This is a genomic window from Lysobacter arseniciresistens ZS79, from assembly GCF_000768335.1.
GTDB lineage: Bacteria > Pseudomonadota > Gammaproteobacteria > Xanthomonadales > Xanthomonadaceae > Novilysobacter > Novilysobacter arseniciresistens.
The window spans coordinates 1-15,391 of record NZ_AVPT01000029.1 but is presented as its reverse complement, the minus strand read 5'-3'; the positions used below and the strand labels follow the sequence as shown (position 1 = coordinate 15,391).

Sequence of the window (15,391 nt, the reverse complement as noted above, 5' to 3'; positions counted from 1 at the left end):
AAACGAATGGGGATACGTCGATGATTCCGAGCTCGAGTGAAGCCCGCCGCATGGTGGTCCAGGCGCTCGCAGCGAAGGTGCCGCAGGCCTTTCGGAGCCTGCAGGCCGCGGGCGAACTGGACTCCTTCGCCGATTTCTACGCTGTGGCCATGGTGGAGCGGATCCACGAGGTCAACGACCCTAGTGTCGCCTTGCGAATAGACGGCCCTCTTCTGGAGAGGGCGCGGCGCATCAAGGAAATCCGTGATCGTGCCGTCGAGCAAGTGTTGGCGGACATGCTGTCGACGGAAAGCCTGAAAGCAGCAACTACAACGTCCCAGCCGGAGGACTGACCCACGACGGGGTATGCCGCGCGTCGCAACGTCGCTGTTCGGTACGGATTGCCCGAGTTGACCGATACCGAAAAGAGCCCCCGCAGGCCGTTCAAAACGGGGCTGCCAGCGGTGAGGCTGGACGCGGGACCGTCGGACAAGCGGGGGCCAAGTCCAGGCTACCGCTGGAGACCTACGAAGGCAAACCGGAGGGCCGGTGTGGGTTGGGGTTGCTGCGGCGGGGCAGGTTTAGCGTGACGCGCGCCTTGCCTGCGGCGGTGGTCGGCCCGGTCGCCTTGCCACCGTGATAACGGCAGCGGCGGCGGCTAGGTTCACTCTTGCGAGTGCAGCGTCCACCGTTCGCGAGGTGGGCATCGCAGATAACTCGACGGGTCCCCTTTGGCGCCGCCAATTTGGCGGCTATCGGCTGGTCGGCTGGTTGCAGCAGTTTCATGGTGGGTCACCTAAATCCTACGCGCGCGCGATCGGCGCATTTGCCTACGTGGGACCTATCGGCGGCGCCCCGAGGGTCCGCGAAGGTCTGCCAGCCGCCGAAGTGCTAACCGCTCGGCCTTCGGCAGGGTCGGTGTTCCGAGGTGCTGCTGGCATTTCTTCCGGCCCGCGATCGCTAGGCGTGTACAGCGGTCGCCCGCTGTTGTCGTCCCTGTGCACTGTCGACGGCCGTGCTTGTTTGCTGTGGCTCGGGATTGGGCTTGCTTGGCTCTCCGACGCGCGACGTCCTGCTTCCGGGCCGTCTCCTGGTCATAACGCGCTTGGACGCCTTCCACGCTGCCGAAATACGCCGCGAAGGCAGCCAGTACCTCCTGTTTTGTGGCGGGCGAAGGGACTCGCGGCCCCGACACTGTCTCGACGGTCTCCTCGACGATCTCGTGCCATAGCACCAGCAGTTCGGGGCTGCTCATCGGTAGTCCTCCATGCCTGAGGCGGGGTCGGCGAACCGCATGGTTTCGCCCTTGAACGCCACACGCTTGTAGCCGGTCGGACCGTGCCGGTTCTTCTCGATGAGAATCTCCGCTATGCCGCGGTCGGGCGAGTCTCGGTGATACACCTCGTCTCGGTAGAGCATCAGGATCTGGTCGGCTTCCCGCGTCAGTTCGTCGCTGTTGGCCAAGTCACCCGCCGTGGGGCGCTTGTCCGGGCGGGTATCCACGCCCTTGACCACCTGCGCCAGCGACACCACCGGGATTTGCAGGTCGCGCGCCAGGTTCTTCAACCCACGGGCGACCGCCGCCACCTCTGTGATGCGGTCCGCGCCGGGCACCGTGATGCGCTGCGCGTAGTCGACGAACAGCACCCGGATGCCGTACTGGTGCTTCCACTTGCGAGCCACGCCCACCAGCTCGTCCAGCGTCACTGCGCTGCGGTCGTAGATCCACATGGGGCGCTCTTTCGCCCGCGCCATGCCGTCGGCTAGCTTGGCCCAATCCTCCTCGTGGAAGTTGCCGGCCCGGATCGCCGCGGCGCCCACGCCCGAGGCCAGTGCCATCCGGCGCACGCCGATCTGCAATGTTGGCTGCTCGGCGGAAATAAGCCCCACCGGCACGCCCGTATCGGCAGCGGCCTCCACTAGCCCCAGCAGGAATGCCGTCTTTCCCATCGCCGGGCGGCCACCAATGATCGTCAGGTCCGAGTCGTGCCAGCCGCCCAGAATCGAATCCAGCTCTCGCAGCCCCGTAGTGATGCCGGGCAGCAGCCCCCCGTTGCGGTTAGCCTCCTCCGCCTGCGTGAAGGCCATCGAGAGCGCCTGCTTCCCCGTGAACTCGTGCTCGACCATCGATGCGCTCAACGCCATCAGGTCGGCAATCGCCGCATCAACTGCGCCAAGCTCGGCATCGCGCGCGCCGGCTAGCAGGCGTTGAGCGATGCCCGCAGCTTCCCGGCGGCGCCAGTTGTCTCGGATGATCGCGGCGTAGATCGGCGTCGTGCGGCCCGTGTAGGCGTTGGCAGCAAGGTCGAATATGTCCGACGTGTCGTCAGGTAGCGCCTCCGCCAGCGTGATGACGTCGGCCTCTTCACCGGCCAGCACCCGGTCGCGGATCGCCACCCATAGCCGGCGCCGGAACGGACTGGTGAAGTGGTCGGCAGACAGCAACGGCGCCACGTCGTGGAACGCCTCGTTGTTCACGATCAAGCCGCCAAGCACGGCTTCTTCGGCATGGGAGGGCGTCTGCATCACAGCGCCCTCCTGCCGCCGCCGGGCGCACTCGCCATAGGCACCACGTTCCCCGGCTTGGCATTGCGAATCCAGTTACGCCAGGTCGCCTTCCAGTCCGCCTTGCGGCCGTCCTTGCCGGCCTTTGCGTGCCAGAAGTCGGCGAACTTCGCTGCTTCCTGCCTCACGTCCACGTCGGTGCGCTCGGCCAGCGCCCATTGCCGCCAGTCCTCTGGCAAAGTCCAGTCAGCAGGGAGGCGTGAGCCGGAAGGCGACGCGCGCCGCTCCTTCTTTTGCTCTTGCTCCTGCTCTTGCTCCTGCTTTTGGCTTGCAAGGGGCTTGCAAAAGGCTTCGCTGGAAGGGGCGTCAGGCAGGTGGAACGCGGCGCCGTACAACTCGCGGAAAGCCACCACCAGCGGGCCCTTCGGCGCCTTGGACAGCTCGTTTTCGACCCCCTTGCACCGCTTGTCTTTGGGGTCGAGCTGGTGGGCGATCTGATACCGCGCCATCGCGAACACGAAAACGTGCTCCGAAGTCTGGTCGTAATCGCAGAAACCGGCTTCGATGGCCCTTTCAAGCCCCTTCGATGCCCCCTCCATGCCCAGCCCGGTTTCATGGGCGAGGTACAGGGTCGGGAGGTAGTACAGGCCGATCATGTTGGCGTGGGGTGAGGTCACCAGGTACATCGCCACGATCACCGCCTCGGGACCAGCGGCCTTCAGTTTCTTCCCGGTCTCCCCCGTCCAGAACTGTGGAGTGATCTTGCCGTAGCTGCGCACGGTCACGACCTCCCCACGGCGTTTCGCGGTCCGGAAGATCTGCTCGGTGCGACCGCGTTGCTCTTTCGCAACCCCCGCAGTGTTTCGAGGATCGCCACCTGCTCGGGCGGCCGACTGCGGCATGCAGACGCGATCACGTTCATCCACCGGCGAGCGGTTGAGCGATCTCCGTTGAGGAGGGCGCGCTGAGCGGCAGCGGCTGCGACTTGGATCTCGTGTTCGCGCCGCTCATCGTTGCTGAAACCTACGACCGGGCCGTTGGGGTTAGAATCGCTGCACAAGACGTAGCTTTGCCCGCAGCCCTGGTCCGCGACGACCGGGGCTGCTTCGTTTCTGGAAGCCATCGTGCTCTCCCTTAGCGGTCCGCGCCGTAGTGGTCGTTGAAATAGGTCGTCAGTTGCTCCGTCGTCATCCGACTATTGTTCTGCTCGGCGGCCGCGAGAAACTGGTCCAACGTCGGGGGCTTGTTGGCGTTACGGCTGGTGAGCGCCGTCACCCGCGCCTGTAGCGGGGCGAGCATCGCCTGCCGCTCGTCGGGCTTCAGCATCGTGTTCTCGTTGATCGCCTTGATCTGCTCCGACAGCGCCTCGTACTGGATCGCCGGGGTGATCCGCCCCTCGTTGGACAGCTCGCGCACCGGCGCGCCGTCTGCGCCGGTCAACGGGGTCAGCGTGCCGTCGGCCCGCAGGACGTTGGTGGTGCCGGCCTGGTCGGTCAGTGTGCGCATCACGCGCTGGCCCTGTGCCGCGGCTTTGCCCCGCTGGAGGTCCGCCCGGACGTTGAACTGCGCGGCATCCAGCCGGCGACCGGCGAAGGCTTCGTTGGCCGCCGCGACGTCCCGCTGCTGCTGCAGAGCTGCTGCCGCGGCGTTGTTCTGGCCTGCCAGCGCCGCCTGCTGCTGCCCGCCCTGCTGCTGCATGTAGGCCTCCATCAAGCCACGGCGCACGCTCGGGCTGCGGCGGCCGACCGTCATCAGGGCGTTCTCCAGCCGGCGCTGCGCCTCGCCCCCGTACACGCCGCCAGTGGTGCCGCCGGGGTTGCCGATCACGGCGCTGCCCTGGTTGGCCGGGGCCTGGTGGCGGGTCGGGTTGTCCGACGCCACCACCGGCTGCGACAGGGTGCGCTGCACGGGGGTGGGCACCCCACCGAAAGACTGGCTCTGCACCCCGCCAGACGGGGCATAGGACGGCAGTTGCCGAGTCACGCCGTTGCTGCCCGTGAAGGTCTGCGGGCTGCCCGGCTTCGGCGCTGCCGGCGCGGGAGTCTCCACGGCCGCTGTCGCCGCAGGTGCCGCAGCGGTCGCAGCGCCTTGCGCCCGGCGTGCCGGGGCGTTCGGGAGGGTGTTGGCCGCTGCCGGTGCCTGGCCGCCGGCCGGAGCCGTCACGGCCGGCTTCGGCGCCGCCGCCGGCGCCGCGCCGGCGAACCCGGCCGCGAAGTCGCCGACCGCCCGGGACAGGGTGCGCCGCACCGGCGCCGTCGCCGCGGTGATGCCGGCGTTAACCACCTTCGCCGCGCCCATCGGCGTGCCGATCTTCGACGCGGTGCGAGTGGCAGCGCCCAGAGTGCGTGCTGTGGTGGGCTGGTCGATGCCCTCAGGCTCGCGACCGTTCAACGGGCACCTCCGGCCGCGGTGGCGCTGCCGTCGTTGCCTGCGATCAGGCGCTGGATATCCGAAGCGCGCCAGCAGGTGGAGCCTCCCAGCTTCAAAGGTCGGGGGTAACGGCCGTCCTTCACGCCCTGGAGAAAAGTGGATCGAGAGATACCAAGCAATCCCGGGGTGCCGGTCTTGGGGTCACGGGTGATATCGCGAACGCGCAGCAGCGAGTCGTGGGGGAGGGGCGGTGCCATGTGGTCTCCGAGTTGTGATTGCTCGGATCCATGCTGATCGTGTCGCACAGACTCGGATAGCGCACGCATCAACGCGGGAATCTTGGGGTTCTGTGCCCTACTACTCCCCCAACTCGTCTAGCAGCCGCCGGCCTTCTTTCATGCGCCGCCTCACGTCCGAGATTCCCAGCCCGGCCGCCGCGAAGGTCGCCCGCAACAAATGGGCGTAGTCCCCGTCAACGTAGAAAGAGGGCTCTTTCCCCAGTCGGGCTCGAAGTACCCGCGCGACTGAGTAAGCCAGGTAGCTGAGGTGGTAGTCAGGCGGTCGGTGGGCAGCTTGAGTCACCGCGTTGGCGGCGGTGGCCAGGTCGCGGAGATCTTCCAGCGCTCTCAAGTAGCGAGAGGAGAACCGCGCTGGTTTTTCAGCCGCAGCACTTGGGGTGTTGTTCTTCAGTGCGCTCGCCAACTCAGTCAGTAGGTCGGGAGAGAGGGCAGGGAACGAGTCAGCAGCGCATTGGGCGGCTCTGGCGAACTTCCGGAGACTCGCCACCTCGTCGGCTCGTCGTGAAGTTGCTGTAATGGCTTGCTCATAACAGGTCACTGCTGCTTGCAGCTCAGTGACTGCCGCCTCCGCGTCGGCTTGTTGCGTCGCTAGTGCGTAGGCCAGCGTTTCCACCCGCTGCCATCCCGCCTGCTTGAACTGCAGCCGCCCGGAGGAGGCCGCCGCAGTGGTAAGGCGCTTGGGCATTTAGCTGCTCCGGCGAGCCTGGAAGTGGTCGCGCAGCCGCATCGCAATATGGAGGTGGTCGGAGCCCCGGTAGAGGCAGCAGACGATCTGATGGCCCGGCGGGATAGCTGCCCCGCGAATGAAGTCGATCAATTCAAGTCGGCCCTCCTCGCTGGCGGTCAATACCAGTGGAGTCTTGCTGTCGGCATGGGCATGCTCGGGCAGGTGGAGGTCCAGCCAAGCCCGACCCGCGGCCAGGACGAAAACGTCGTCGTCAACTTCGTCGGTCGGGATCCGGACATCCGCGAGCCGCTCCACGTGCCGGAACTGTCGACGGCCACGGTCGACCGGTGTCGGGAACTGAAGCACATTGCTCGCGGGTGCTACGCTTTCAACAGCCATGATCGTTCTCCTATCGAACGGTGGTGGAAGTCGGCCGGTTGTGTCTCGTCCACACGCCGGCCGGCGCTTTAACCGGCCTCAGCCCGATCCGGTGCGCTTGAAGGGGATAACAGTGCGGGTGTCGGCCTTCAAAGCGTCGAGGTAGTCTGCCCATGCCTGCATCATCTTGCGGCGTTCTGACAGGTGGGCAGTGCGGTTGTAGGCGCGCCCGTTCGGGTCACGGACGGCGTGTGCGAGCTGATGCTCGATGTAGTCGGGGCGGAACTGGAGGGTCTCGTCCAGGATCGTGCGTGCCATTGCTCGGAACCCGTGGCCGCTCATTTCACCCTTCTCGAAGCCCATCCGACGCAGCGCCGCCAGCACGGCGTTGTTGCTCATGGGCCGCTTCGGACTGCGCGCGCTGGGGAACACGTAGCGGCCGCCGCCAGTCAGGGGGTGCAGCTCCTGGAGGATTGCCACGGCTTGGCTGGACAGCGGCACCAAGTGGGGCTGGCCCATCTTCATCTTCTCGCCGGGGATGTTCCACTCCGCGACGTCTAGATCGATCTCCGACCATTCGGCATGGCGAAGCTCGCCGGGGCGCACGAACAGCAGCGGTGCGAGCTGCAGAGCACACCGGGTGACCGGAGTTCCGGCATAGGCGTCGATGGCTCGCAGCAAGCCGCCAACTGCGGCGGGATCCGTAATTGCCGAATGGTGCCGTTCCGGCGAAGGGGGCAGGGCGCCCTTCAGGTCGGCGACCGGGTTGCGCTCGGCGCGGCCCGTAGCGATCGCATAACGCATGATCTGTCCGCAGTTCTGCAGGATCCGATGCGCGGACTCGATGGCTCCCCGGTCCTCCACGCGTCGAGCCATCCGCAAGAAATCAGGCGCGGTGAGGTCGGCGACGGCGCTACTGCCGAGCCACGGGAACACGTCGTTCTCCAGCCAACCGGTGACCTTCACCTTGTAGGCGTCGACCCAATCGCGCTTGGCCAACCACTCCCTCGCGACGACCTCGAAGCTGTTCGCGGCCCGCTCGACCCGCGTCGCCCTGGACGCCTTCCGGTGCTCGCTGGGATCGACGCCGGCAGCGAGGAGCTTGCGGGCATCGTCCCGCTTTGCGCGCGCGTCAGCCAAGCTGGTGTCGGGGTAGGTGCCCATGCTCAGCGTCTTGCGCTTGCCCAGGTACCGGTAGTCGAAGCGCCACCAGCGGGACCCGCCCGGGGTCAGCAGCAGGTAGAGACCGGCACCGTCTGTCAGCTTGATCTGCTTGTCGGCCGGCTTGGCCTTGCGGATGGCGGTGTCGCTCAGCGCCATGACGGTAGCTCCGTGACGGTAGGTCGTATGGCGGTAGCCGCCGTTACCGACAAAGCTACCGACGCTTACCGTCGGATTGCAACAGCCCAACTCGGACTCGACTGGACACAAAAAGGCCGGAACCCTTGATTTCATTGGGGGTTCCGGCCTGATCTGGACTGCTTTGGAGCTTGAATTGGTGGAGGTGGGCGGAATCGAACCGCCGTCCGAAGGCCCTAAACGCCGTCCGCCAGTGTCCGTGCAGGTCCCGTAACGCATTGTTTCGCATGGGGTATCGCTTGCCATTGTCCCTGTAAGTCCGCTACTGTTTTTCCGTACGGAGTCCGTACGGACGAATTCAGGAGCGCCAAGATGGCACGCGAACAGATCGACAAGGCGACCGTTCGCCGCAAGCTGGCACCGCGCCGGGAACCGTATTGGGGCGCGCCGGTCGAGCGCGGGCTGTTCGTCGGGTTCCGTCGTCTGGAGCATGGCGGTAACTGGGTAGCGCGCTGGCGCGACGATGAGGGGAAACAACGCTACTTCGCTATCGGCCCCGTGACCGATGCGATGGACTATGACGCCGCCAAGAAAGCAGCGCGCCAGTGGCAGCGCGCGGCAGCGTCGGGCGTCGATACGCGAGAGGTCCGCACCGTGTCCGACGTGTGCCGCGACTACACGGACGCGATGGGGGCGCAGGGCAGGGACCGGGCGGCGACCGACACCGAGAAACGATTTTATCGGATCATCCATGCGGACCCCATCGGCAACTTGCGCGCCGACAAGCTGACCCAACGCCACATAGAGGCGTGGCGCGACCGCATGGAGGCGGGCGAGATGACCGGCCGCAAGTCCGGCACGCCATCGCGCGCAACGATCAACCGCAACCTCACGTCACTCAAGGCGGCTCTGAATCGCGCCGTGAGCCGCCGCGAGATTCCGCATGAGCGAGCCGTCGAGTGGGATTCAATCAAGCCGCACCGGGGCGCGGATGGCCGGCGCGAGTTGTTCCTAGACCTGGAGCAACGCCGCGCGCTGTTGAACGCGACTGCTGGCGACTTGCGCGACCTGCTGACTTGCATTGCTCTGACCGGATGCCGGCCGGGCGACCCCGCCGCGATGCTACGGAAGGACTATGACAAGCGGACCGGCTCAGTGACGTTCCGCACCAAGACCGGGGCGCGGACCATCCCGGTATCACCCGCGGCCAAAGAGCTATTCGACCGACTGGCAAAGTCCAAACTTCCGACCGCGTTGATGTTTACCAATGCCGGCGAACCTTGGACACCGCAGGCATGGGCGCCGAAGGTCAAAGCCGCTGCGGCAAAGGCAGAGCTTCCGCCGGAAACGGTCGCGTACACCCTGAGGCATAGTTGGATCACGAGCGCGATCATCGGCGGAATGGACCCGGTGACGGTGGCGCGGCTAACGGGCACGTCGCTAGAAATGATTTCTAGGACCTACGGCCACCTTGTCCAAGATGCCGCACGCGAGCGGCTGGCGCAGGTGAGTTTCGTCTGAGATTCCGGGCGACCGGATAAAGCGCCGGCCGGCGTGTGTATCAGACACGACCGGCCGACTTCCACAACGCTCTAACTAGGAGAGCAATCATGGCAACTGAAAATTCTACCGTTGAGCAGGCCCGCACCGACGACGAGCGCGAGATGCTGCGACTGTGGCGCGCGGCGGACGACACGGGCCGGGCAAGGATTCGCGCCGCGTTCGCTGGCGTGCTGTCCGGCCAGATCACGCCCGAGCAGGTCCGCACGATGCAGCCGGCACAGATGGTGGCGATGCTCGACACGCTGGCGGGGGTGCGGGCATGAAAGACCACGACGACAAGGTGGTGAGTCTCGCCACGGTGAGCCGGGACCGCCAGCCGCAATTGACCGATGCGGAGCTGGTGCGCATCCGCGCGATGCTGGAGCAATTCGAGGCGATCAAGCAGGCGTGTCCGATAGCCCGGAAAGTCGCTGGAAACGATTGACGTTCTACCCGCGCCTAGCCCGACGGGGCGAAAAGCCGGTCACCCTGCCGGCCTGGCGCGGACCTTCTCAGGGGCGCGGAGGGTGGTGCGATGAGTGAAGCATTCGGTTTCATCAAAGGAAGCCGTCCAAAATTCTTCGATGAGGGAGCGGAGCTACGTGGTGAGCGCGTGGACCTCCTGGGGTTCTCTTTCGACAGCGAGATGTCGTTTGGGATGGTGGGCCGCATCGTCGAAGGTGCAAGAAGTACCTTCGTTGGGTGTCACGAAGACTTCCCGCGTGCAATTCTGTGGTTCGCAGACGAGATGCTCGCGTCGATTCTGGAGCGGGTTGCTGTGAAGTCGAGCGAGGGGGAGCCGATCGACGCCGATAGTTTGGACTTCAGGAGACTGAATCAGCTGGACTTCATGCATTTGGTCCTGATGACCCTTGGCAAGAGCCGGTTTACGTTGGGCGATGAAGATCAGGACGTTGGCGAGTATGACGTCACCCCGGCGAGGTTCTGTGCAGCGTATGCGCTTCGGATGACCTACAACGCGACGCTGGAGTACATGCGCCACTCCGAGCACCTTCGCACGTACTACCTGATGCAGGCTTCCACTGCGTTTGGTTTGATGCAAGTCGTGGAGCCTGCATCGGAGGCTTCGATCTACGATGCGGTGAACTCCTCACTACGGAGCGAGGCAGCCCGTAAGTCGGCCGCAGCCCGTTATGCGAACGATCCGAAAGCTAAAGCGATGGACGAGATATACGAAGAATGGGAGCGCTGGCAACGGCGGGAGTCCAACTATCGGAGCGAAGCCGACTTTGGTCGCCAGATGCACCTTAAACATCCCGAACTCGTGAACGACAGGTCCATTGCTCAGCGTGCGGCGGCGTGGAGAAAAGAACGCCGCAATACATCAAGCTAGCAGAATGTCCACGTGCTAGCACTGTGACCAACGTACCGGTGATCCACCCTTAAATGCTCGCGTCATCCATGCAACCCCGCATGGACAACGTCGGAGCAGACAAGTGCAAGAGTCGTCATCCGCGCCGCTGGCGCATCGCATCCCGGACGCCTGCCAACGTATCGGCCTGGGGCGTTCATCCCTCTATGAATTGATCAAGGCCGGGCGGCTGAAAACCGTCCGCATTGCCGGCCGTACGCTGGTGCCCGAAAGCGAGTTGCAACGGCTCGTCGCGGAGGCGGAAGCCGAGGCGGTACAGTCATGAGCGCCGACCTGCGACTGCTGCGGGCGCTGTACTGGCCCGAGAACCTGGCCGAGCGTGGCGAGGCGCTGGCCGCGAAGCTGGCGGAGTTGTCGGCCCGGCCGCACGTTGAAGCCTGCGACGTACTGTTACGCGACTTGCACCAAGCTCACGCGGCGGTGGCGATGCTGCGCGGCGTGCTGTTGCGGGAGGTGCGCGAATGAGCCGGCCCGCGACTCGGGGCGCGGCGATCACCGCGTATTGCCGGAGCTGCACACACGATCCGCACGCCGCCGGGAATTGGCGCGAGCAGGTGACGCTGTGTCAATTGACCGAGTGTCCGCTGTGGAGCTTCCGGCCGATCACCCGCAATGCGCCCGCGTGGGTCCGTGATCCGGCCAACCTGCCGGACGGCTGGCGGAACCTTCATCACGACGCGGCATATACCTACCTACGCGATTCCATCGCCGCTAGTAGCTGTGCAGCGCGTGAGGGAGTGCCGCACAAGTCATGCGAGGGGGTACCCGCTACAGGGGTAGCTCCCAACGGTGACAGGTGCCAGAAAGAGGTTGTTTCCGGAGGTGGCCGATGAGCACCGACCGGACACGGCGGCAGGCGCTGTACTCGCCCGAGACGCTGGCGGACATGGGCGAGAAGCTGGCGGCGCAACTCGCCGAGCTGTCGGCCCGCCCATGCGTGGACAAGTGCGACGCGATGGTGAGGGAGTTGGCTGAGGCGACGACGGCGGTCCATCGGCTGCGGTCCGCACTACGGGGGCACCATGAATAAGTATTTCAAGGTGCCGATGGGTGCGGCGCGTGCCCTTGTCGATTCGTCGCAGGGACCGGAGTTGCTGGCCGGCTATATGACCTTGCGGCGCTGGTCATGCGGCACGGACTACGGTTACACGGCAGCGGGGGCGCAAGCGATCCGAAACGCGACCGGCGTTAGCGACTTCCGTTCCAAGCTGGTACTTCAGGAGTTGCTGGCGCTGCGGTTTGGCGAGCGGGGCGAGTTGTCGTTGATCACCCCGACCGGCAAGCGGATCAAGAACGCGCGCGAATACCGGTTTGGCGAATGGGACGGCGTGTGCGCGTACGTGCCCGACCTGCTGATTCAACCCGGCGCCTCGCCACTGCTGAGGCTGCTGACGGCGGAGGAGTCGCCGGAGGTCCGCAGGGATGCGCTGCTGCAACTGCTGCACGTCTACGCCCATGTCGATTACGGCGAGTTCCTGGGGGTGAACCCGGATCAGTTCGTGTTCAAGCGATGGACCGGGGAGGGCATGGCCCCGATTGGCGGCGACGATATCGAGCTTGGCTATCAGGGGCAGGTCGGGAACCTGCATTTCTGGCTGATGCGTGAGAACCCGGACGACCTGCGGCATAGCTTTCGCCACGTCGGAGAACGCATTTACACGCCCGGCGAGGATGCGATGAGCCGGCTATGGGCGGGCCACGACCTGTTGTTGTCCATCGGGCTGATTTGCCGGGTCGCGCTGGTGGAGAACGGAATCGAGCCGTTCCCGCTGTGGGTGTTCAGTCCGGCATACCGCGAGGCGCTGGCCGGAACCGGCGTGGCCGGCGACTTGGCCGACGGCATGTATCGACTGGCCGGTAATAACGGGCTGGACCCGGACAACCTGATTATTCGGCACGCGACCAGTGAGGACGCCAGCCGCTTTGGAACCGAGTTGTTCTATTGCGCGACGACGACCGGGCAGATGCCGACGATCCGCACGGTGTACGCGCCGCTGTTCCATGCACCCACGCCGCTCAATCTGGAGGGGCTGGCCGGCATGGGTGAGCGGACTGCCGCATGGGTCGGCCGGCTGAAGTGGGAAGGCCGGAGGGCGGCAGCGTGACCGCTACTAGGATGTTCTGGATGCTTTGGATGTTCTGGACGTTCTGGATGCTCAGGATGTTTCTGGATGTTTCTGGATGCTTAGGAAAGAACTATAGGGCGTTTCCGAAAAAGCCCGGAAAACGCCCATTCCTGAGATCACCGTCATGAGCAACAACGTGCGAGTGATCACCCCGCCACCGCGCGACGCATGGGCGCTCGCCTTTGTGCGGCAGATGGCAGAGCAAAAGCGGTCGGCAGCGAAAGAGCCAAAGCGCGGCACGGTTATCGACTTCCGGGCAGCCAAGCGCCGACTTCGCGGATAGGGGGACAACATGGCAGACGGCGGACGGGCTGGGATCAGCACGGTGGAGCGCGCTGCGCGCTTGCTGGCGGCAAGTTACGGGCAAGGGTCGGCGCTGGGGTGCAAGGTGGATCAGGTTGGCGCGGTGGATCACGACACGCGCGGATCGACGGTGGCGATCGCGTGGCGCGGGCATCGTGAGGAATCAGCCGCGCGGCAGATTGGCGAGGGCACGCGGGCGCGTGCGATGCATCGCTGGGTCCGGAGCGAGGGCGTGGCGGCCCTGCCGAGCTTCCGGCCCGATAGGGATGCCGTTGCCGCATTGGGGCGCGTGGAGACGGTGCCCGGCGCGCTGCTGCGCGTGTATGCGTTGGAGCAATGGTCGGCCTGGCCGATGGTGGAGTCTGCTGCGCTGGTGGTGGTGGCCGGCAAGGGTTCGCGCGAGGCGGTATGCGATGCGATGGGGCGCATCCTCTGGCGGGTGGCGGCTGTGTCGCAGGATGAGCGGGCACGGCTGCTGGGGATGCGTGCGGCTACCTACCGGACACACACGCGCAAGTCTGAGGCGCTGCTGTGGCGATGGTTGGATCGCGGTGCCGGGCAGTTGCTCGCGGGCATGGCTGCAATCAAGGCAGAGCGGCGCAGGGTGGAGTCCGTGCAAGGCGGCGACCCGCTGCGCGGCGGACGTTCCGAGCCGTGCGGGTTCCGTGCGGAGTGCTGGTGGAAACCGGACGGATATGCACCCGTCAGACGGCATGAATAGTGCGAGGTCCGCGCCGTCCCGTTGATCGTTCGCCGCGTGCCCTGCCGCGTTATGCAGGGCGACTAATTGCCGACTTTCCGGACGCCATAAAAAGGGGGACGGGCGGTCAAAACTCTCCACCTGTCTATTCCCACGACCGGCCGCTTCCCTTCCTTCGCCCATCCGCAATTGGGAAGACGGGGGCGGAAGAAGTCCCCGACGGCGCGCCCATGACCGGCCGTTCCCGCTTGCTGTGCAATTTCGCAAGGATTCCATGACCGACCGTGACCCACAACCGAGGCCGTCCGTGACATGGCCGCCGCGTCGAGTGTGCCCGCAATGCGGCGGACCGCTGGGGGCTTCGTGGTTCAGTCGGAAGCGGTATTGCAGCGACAAGTGTCGGCAGCGGGCCTGTAGGGAGCGACAGGGGAAATGAACGCATTTCATTACACCGTGTTCCCGGCATTGCCGGGAATACTGTCGGAATCACGCATACGGCCGCGCGCCAACGACGAAGGAGGCAGCCGGCTGGAGGCCGTGTGGTTTTCCGTGAACCCGCACTGGGATGAGGGAGCCGGGTTCCTGTGGGCTGACCCGCAGCGGCCGGGAAGCCGTAAACGCCTGACGATGGCAGCGCTCGATTGTGTGTTTGGCGTCGCGCGGTTGCGGACAGACACGAGTGACCTGACGCCACTTTCGCGGTGCCGGGACGAAGGGAAGATCGCGCGGGAGTATGTCAACTACTACTGGGGCGGCGCCGCGAGCGTTGGCGCGGATGCGGACGATTGGCACGTCTGGCTGCGCGGTTGTTATCCCCTGTCTCGCTGCGCGGGTCTTGAGGTCTATCAGGAAGGGAAGTGGACCCCGCTACGTTCCATGAACGACGCGCTTCCCATCGTGGCTCGGCGGTTCGAAACCCTGCGCGCGAGGATGGGTGGCGCACTCGATATGGGCGCCTTGCTCGCGCTGGCGGCGACGTTGAGTGATGGACGGTCTGCCTGATGCGCGCCGGTCTGCGGAGGAAACAACGTCGTGAGCGAGAAACACCGGTTAGCGATGCAGCGCCGTGAGCTAGAACGGCTGCTGTCGGGCTACGGGCTTCCCAAGTCGCTCCGTGTGGCGGTGGTCGCCGAGTTGGCGCCGGACGCTCTGGCGCGGCTGCTGCGCCAGTTGAAACCCCGCAATTTCTGGAGGCTTGGCCGTGAGTGACCCCATACAACTCCACCTGACAGCCGCGCGGCTGTTGATCGCGGCGGCGTGTCAGCAGATGAAGGCAGACGACCCGGAAGCGTTCGCGGCCATCGCGGTGGCATCCGAGCGCGGGGCATCGTTCCGAGTAACAACCGCCTTGTCAGTCGCGGGGCTTAGCGAGGTCAGTGTTGACCTTGTAGCCCCGGATGGCGTGGCGGCCAACGTGGCGCGCGTGGCGTTCGACAACCCCACGGCGCACTAACAACCCAAGTCCGGCGACCGCCGGCAGCGACGACCCAGACCTGATTCGGGGCTTGCCAACGCGACGTTGGCAGGCGACCGGCTGTGCGAGCGATTCCACAGCAGATGACGGCGAGGGGCGTTGAACGTGGCTAACGAGACGTGGCCGCAGACAACCCAACCCAATCCAAGGAACACGCAAACATGAGCAACACCGACATCGTGGCCGAGAGCATCGGCCAACTCAATTCCGCCTTCGCGGAGTTCAAGGAACATCACTCCGGCGAGCTGTCGGGCCTGCGGGCCGAGCTTGACGACCTGGCCACCCGTGCCGCTGGCCGCGAGATGGGCATCGGTAGCGGCCCCGCCACCAGCGCGACCGAGAGCGGCCGGGCGATG

At 65.5% G+C, this 15,391-nt stretch carries 23 protein-coding genes; 15 read left to right on the top strand and 8 right to left on the bottom strand.

Translation table 11 applies throughout. The features are described 5' to 3' along the window. Positions 1–20 precede the first annotated feature (20 nt). Positions 21–332, top strand: a complete 312-nt coding sequence (locus N799_RS11825; RefSeq protein WP_152597948.1) for a hypothetical protein — start codon at positions 21–23, stop codon at positions 330–332. 172 nt (positions 333–504) lie between these two features. Here the strand turns inward: N799_RS11825 and N799_RS16135 are convergent, their stop codons facing one another. From N799_RS16135 to N799_RS11800, 8 genes are all read right to left on the bottom strand, one after another. After that, positions 505–765, bottom strand: a complete 261-nt coding sequence (locus tag N799_RS16135) for an HGGxSTG domain-containing protein (protein ID WP_425476990.1) — start codon at positions 763–765, stop codon at positions 505–507. 465 nt (positions 766–1,230) lie between these two features. Then, positions 1,231–2,505 carry a replicative DNA helicase gene (locus N799_RS11820; protein WP_036212713.1) on the bottom strand — a complete coding sequence of 425 codons (1,275 nt, stop codon included), beginning with the start codon at positions 2,503–2,505 and terminating at the stop codon, positions 1,231–1,233. Beyond that, a complete protein-coding gene (locus N799_RS11815) occupies positions 2,505–3,410 on the bottom strand; it encodes a hypothetical protein (protein ID WP_152597947.1) in 906 nt (301 codons plus the stop codon). Before N799_RS11815 ends, N799_RS11820 begins: the two co-directional genes overlap by 1 nt. A 208-nt stretch (positions 3,411–3,618) precedes the next feature. Then, positions 3,619–4,875, bottom strand: coding sequence for a hypothetical protein (locus N799_RS11810; protein WP_152597946.1), 1,257 nt, complete (start codon positions 4,873–4,875; stop codon positions 3,619–3,621). Next, positions 4,872–5,111 (bottom strand): helix-turn-helix transcriptional regulator, encoded by a 240-nt coding sequence (locus N799_RS14910; protein ID WP_081974999.1) that lies wholly within the window; start codon positions 5,109–5,111, stop codon positions 4,872–4,874. Before N799_RS14910 ends, N799_RS11810 begins: the two co-directional genes overlap by 4 nt. A 100-nt stretch (positions 5,112–5,211) precedes the next feature. Next, complete coding sequence (locus N799_RS15455) at positions 5,212–5,838, bottom strand: hypothetical protein (protein ID WP_152597945.1); 627 nt, start codon at positions 5,836–5,838, stop codon at positions 5,212–5,214. Then, on the bottom strand, positions 5,839–6,219 hold the full coding sequence (locus N799_RS11805; RefSeq protein WP_152597944.1) for a hypothetical protein: 381 nt from the start codon (positions 6,217–6,219) through the stop codon (positions 5,839–5,841). 78 nt (positions 6,220–6,297) lie between these two features. After that, entirely contained in the window at positions 6,298–7,518 is a 1,221-nt protein-coding gene (locus N799_RS11800; RefSeq protein ID WP_036212706.1) for a tyrosine-type recombinase/integrase, read from the bottom strand. 351 nt (positions 7,519–7,869) lie between these two features. Here N799_RS11800 and N799_RS11795 point away from each other — a divergent pair, with 351 nt between their 5' ends. The 14 genes from N799_RS11795 to N799_RS11740 form a co-directional block, all read left to right on the top strand. Next, entirely contained in the window at positions 7,870–9,018 is a 1,149-nt protein-coding gene (locus N799_RS11795; protein WP_036212704.1) for a tyrosine-type recombinase/integrase, read from the top strand. 89 nt (positions 9,019–9,107) lie between these two features. Then, complete coding sequence (locus N799_RS11790; protein ID WP_036212702.1) at positions 9,108–9,323, top strand: hypothetical protein; 216 nt, start codon at positions 9,108–9,110, stop codon at positions 9,321–9,323. Continuing rightward, positions 9,320–9,484, top strand: coding sequence for a hypothetical protein (locus tag N799_RS15700; protein ID WP_160279972.1), 165 nt, complete (start codon positions 9,320–9,322; stop codon positions 9,482–9,484). The genes N799_RS11790 and N799_RS15700 overlap by 4 nt, the downstream gene beginning before the upstream one ends. 90 nt (positions 9,485–9,574) lie before the next feature. Further along, complete coding sequence (locus tag N799_RS11785) at positions 9,575–10,393, top strand: hypothetical protein (protein ID WP_152597943.1); 819 nt, start codon at positions 9,575–9,577, stop codon at positions 10,391–10,393. A gap of 103 nt (positions 10,394–10,496) precedes the next feature. Further along, positions 10,497–10,697, top strand: coding sequence for a helix-turn-helix transcriptional regulator (locus N799_RS14905; protein WP_036212698.1), 201 nt, complete (start codon positions 10,497–10,499; stop codon positions 10,695–10,697). Continuing rightward, positions 10,694–10,897 (top strand): hypothetical protein, encoded by a 204-nt coding sequence (locus tag N799_RS11775; RefSeq protein ID WP_036212695.1) that lies wholly within the window; start codon positions 10,694–10,696, stop codon positions 10,895–10,897. The genes N799_RS14905 and N799_RS11775 overlap by 4 nt, the downstream gene beginning before the upstream one ends. 364 nt (positions 10,898–11,261) lie before the next feature. Further along, positions 11,262–11,462: a hypothetical protein gene (locus N799_RS11765; RefSeq protein WP_036212691.1), complete on the top strand. Its 201-nt coding sequence runs from the start codon at positions 11,262–11,264 to the stop codon at positions 11,460–11,462. Next, positions 11,455–12,537: a hypothetical protein gene (locus tag N799_RS11760; protein WP_152597942.1), complete on the top strand. Its 1,083-nt coding sequence runs from the start codon at positions 11,455–11,457 to the stop codon at positions 12,535–12,537. The genes N799_RS11765 and N799_RS11760 overlap by 8 nt, the downstream gene beginning before the upstream one ends. A 145-nt stretch (positions 12,538–12,682) precedes the next feature. Continuing rightward, positions 12,683–12,841, top strand: a complete 159-nt coding sequence (locus N799_RS15695; RefSeq protein WP_160279971.1) for a hypothetical protein — start codon at positions 12,683–12,685, stop codon at positions 12,839–12,841. Between the two features lie 9 nt (positions 12,842–12,850). Beyond that, on the top strand, positions 12,851–13,582 hold the full coding sequence (locus N799_RS11755) for a hypothetical protein (RefSeq protein ID WP_036212686.1): 732 nt from the start codon (positions 12,851–12,853) through the stop codon (positions 13,580–13,582). A 411-nt stretch (positions 13,583–13,993) separates the two neighbouring features. Beyond that, positions 13,994–14,563, top strand: a complete 570-nt coding sequence (locus N799_RS15450) for a hypothetical protein (protein WP_152597941.1) — start codon at positions 13,994–13,996, stop codon at positions 14,561–14,563. A gap of 30 nt (positions 14,564–14,593) precedes the next feature. Next, on the top strand, positions 14,594–14,770 hold the full coding sequence (locus N799_RS15690; RefSeq protein ID WP_160279970.1) for a hypothetical protein: 177 nt from the start codon (positions 14,594–14,596) through the stop codon (positions 14,768–14,770). After that, a complete protein-coding gene (locus N799_RS11745; RefSeq protein ID WP_036212681.1) occupies positions 14,763–15,014 on the top strand; it encodes a hypothetical protein in 252 nt (83 codons plus the stop codon). The genes N799_RS15690 and N799_RS11745 overlap by 8 nt, the downstream gene beginning before the upstream one ends. 182 nt (positions 15,015–15,196) lie before the next feature. Further along, on the top strand, positions 15,197–15,391 hold a 195-nt coding region (locus N799_RS11740), incomplete at its 3' end, for a hypothetical protein (RefSeq protein WP_036212678.1).

What these genes read in the sequence shown, in the direction of transcription:
- N799_RS11785 (WP_152597943.1), top strand. Translation starts at nt 9,575, where the DNA reads ATGAGTGAAGCATTCGGTTTCATCAAAGGAAGCCGTCCAAAATTCTTC.
- N799_RS11775 (WP_036212695.1), top strand. Translation starts at nt 10,694, where the DNA reads ATGAGCGCCGACCTGCGACTGCTGCGGGCGCTGTACTGGCCCGAGAAC.
- N799_RS11755 (WP_036212686.1), top strand. Translation starts at nt 12,851, where the DNA reads ATGGCAGACGGCGGACGGGCTGGGATCAGCACGGTGGAGCGCGCTGCG.
- N799_RS15700 (WP_160279972.1), top strand. Translation starts at nt 9,320, where the DNA reads ATGAAAGACCACGACGACAAGGTGGTGAGTCTCGCCACGGTGAGCCGG.
- N799_RS16135 (WP_425476990.1), bottom strand. Translation starts at nt 765, where the DNA reads ATGAAACTGCTGCAACCAGCCGACCAGCCGATAGCCGCCAAATTGGCG.
- N799_RS11805 (WP_152597944.1), bottom strand. Translation starts at nt 6,219, where the DNA reads ATGGCTGTTGAAAGCGTAGCACCCGCGAGCAATGTGCTTCAGTTCCCG.
- N799_RS11795 (WP_036212704.1), top strand. Translation starts at nt 7,870, where the DNA reads ATGGCACGCGAACAGATCGACAAGGCGACCGTTCGCCGCAAGCTGGCA.
- N799_RS11825 (WP_152597948.1), top strand. Translation starts at nt 21, where the DNA reads ATGATTCCGAGCTCGAGTGAAGCCCGCCGCATGGTGGTCCAGGCGCTC.
- N799_RS14910 (WP_081974999.1), bottom strand. Translation starts at nt 5,111, where the DNA reads ATGGCACCGCCCCTCCCCCACGACTCGCTGCTGCGCGTTCGCGATATC.
- N799_RS11820 (WP_036212713.1), bottom strand. Translation starts at nt 2,505, where the DNA reads ATGCAGACGCCCTCCCATGCCGAAGAAGCCGTGCTTGGCGGCTTGATC.
- N799_RS11790 (WP_036212702.1), top strand. Translation starts at nt 9,108, where the DNA reads ATGGCAACTGAAAATTCTACCGTTGAGCAGGCCCGCACCGACGACGAG.
- N799_RS15455 (WP_152597945.1), bottom strand. Translation starts at nt 5,838, where the DNA reads ATGCCCAAGCGCCTTACCACTGCGGCGGCCTCCTCCGGGCGGCTGCAG.
- N799_RS11800 (WP_036212706.1), bottom strand. Translation starts at nt 7,518, where the DNA reads ATGGCGCTGAGCGACACCGCCATCCGCAAGGCCAAGCCGGCCGACAAG.
- N799_RS15695 (WP_160279971.1), top strand. Translation starts at nt 12,683, where the DNA reads ATGAGCAACAACGTGCGAGTGATCACCCCGCCACCGCGCGACGCATGG.
- N799_RS15450 (WP_152597941.1), top strand. Translation starts at nt 13,994, where the DNA reads ATGAACGCATTTCATTACACCGTGTTCCCGGCATTGCCGGGAATACTG.
- N799_RS11765 (WP_036212691.1), top strand. Translation starts at nt 11,262, where the DNA reads ATGAGCACCGACCGGACACGGCGGCAGGCGCTGTACTCGCCCGAGACG.
- N799_RS11760 (WP_152597942.1), top strand. Translation starts at nt 11,455, where the DNA reads ATGAATAAGTATTTCAAGGTGCCGATGGGTGCGGCGCGTGCCCTTGTC.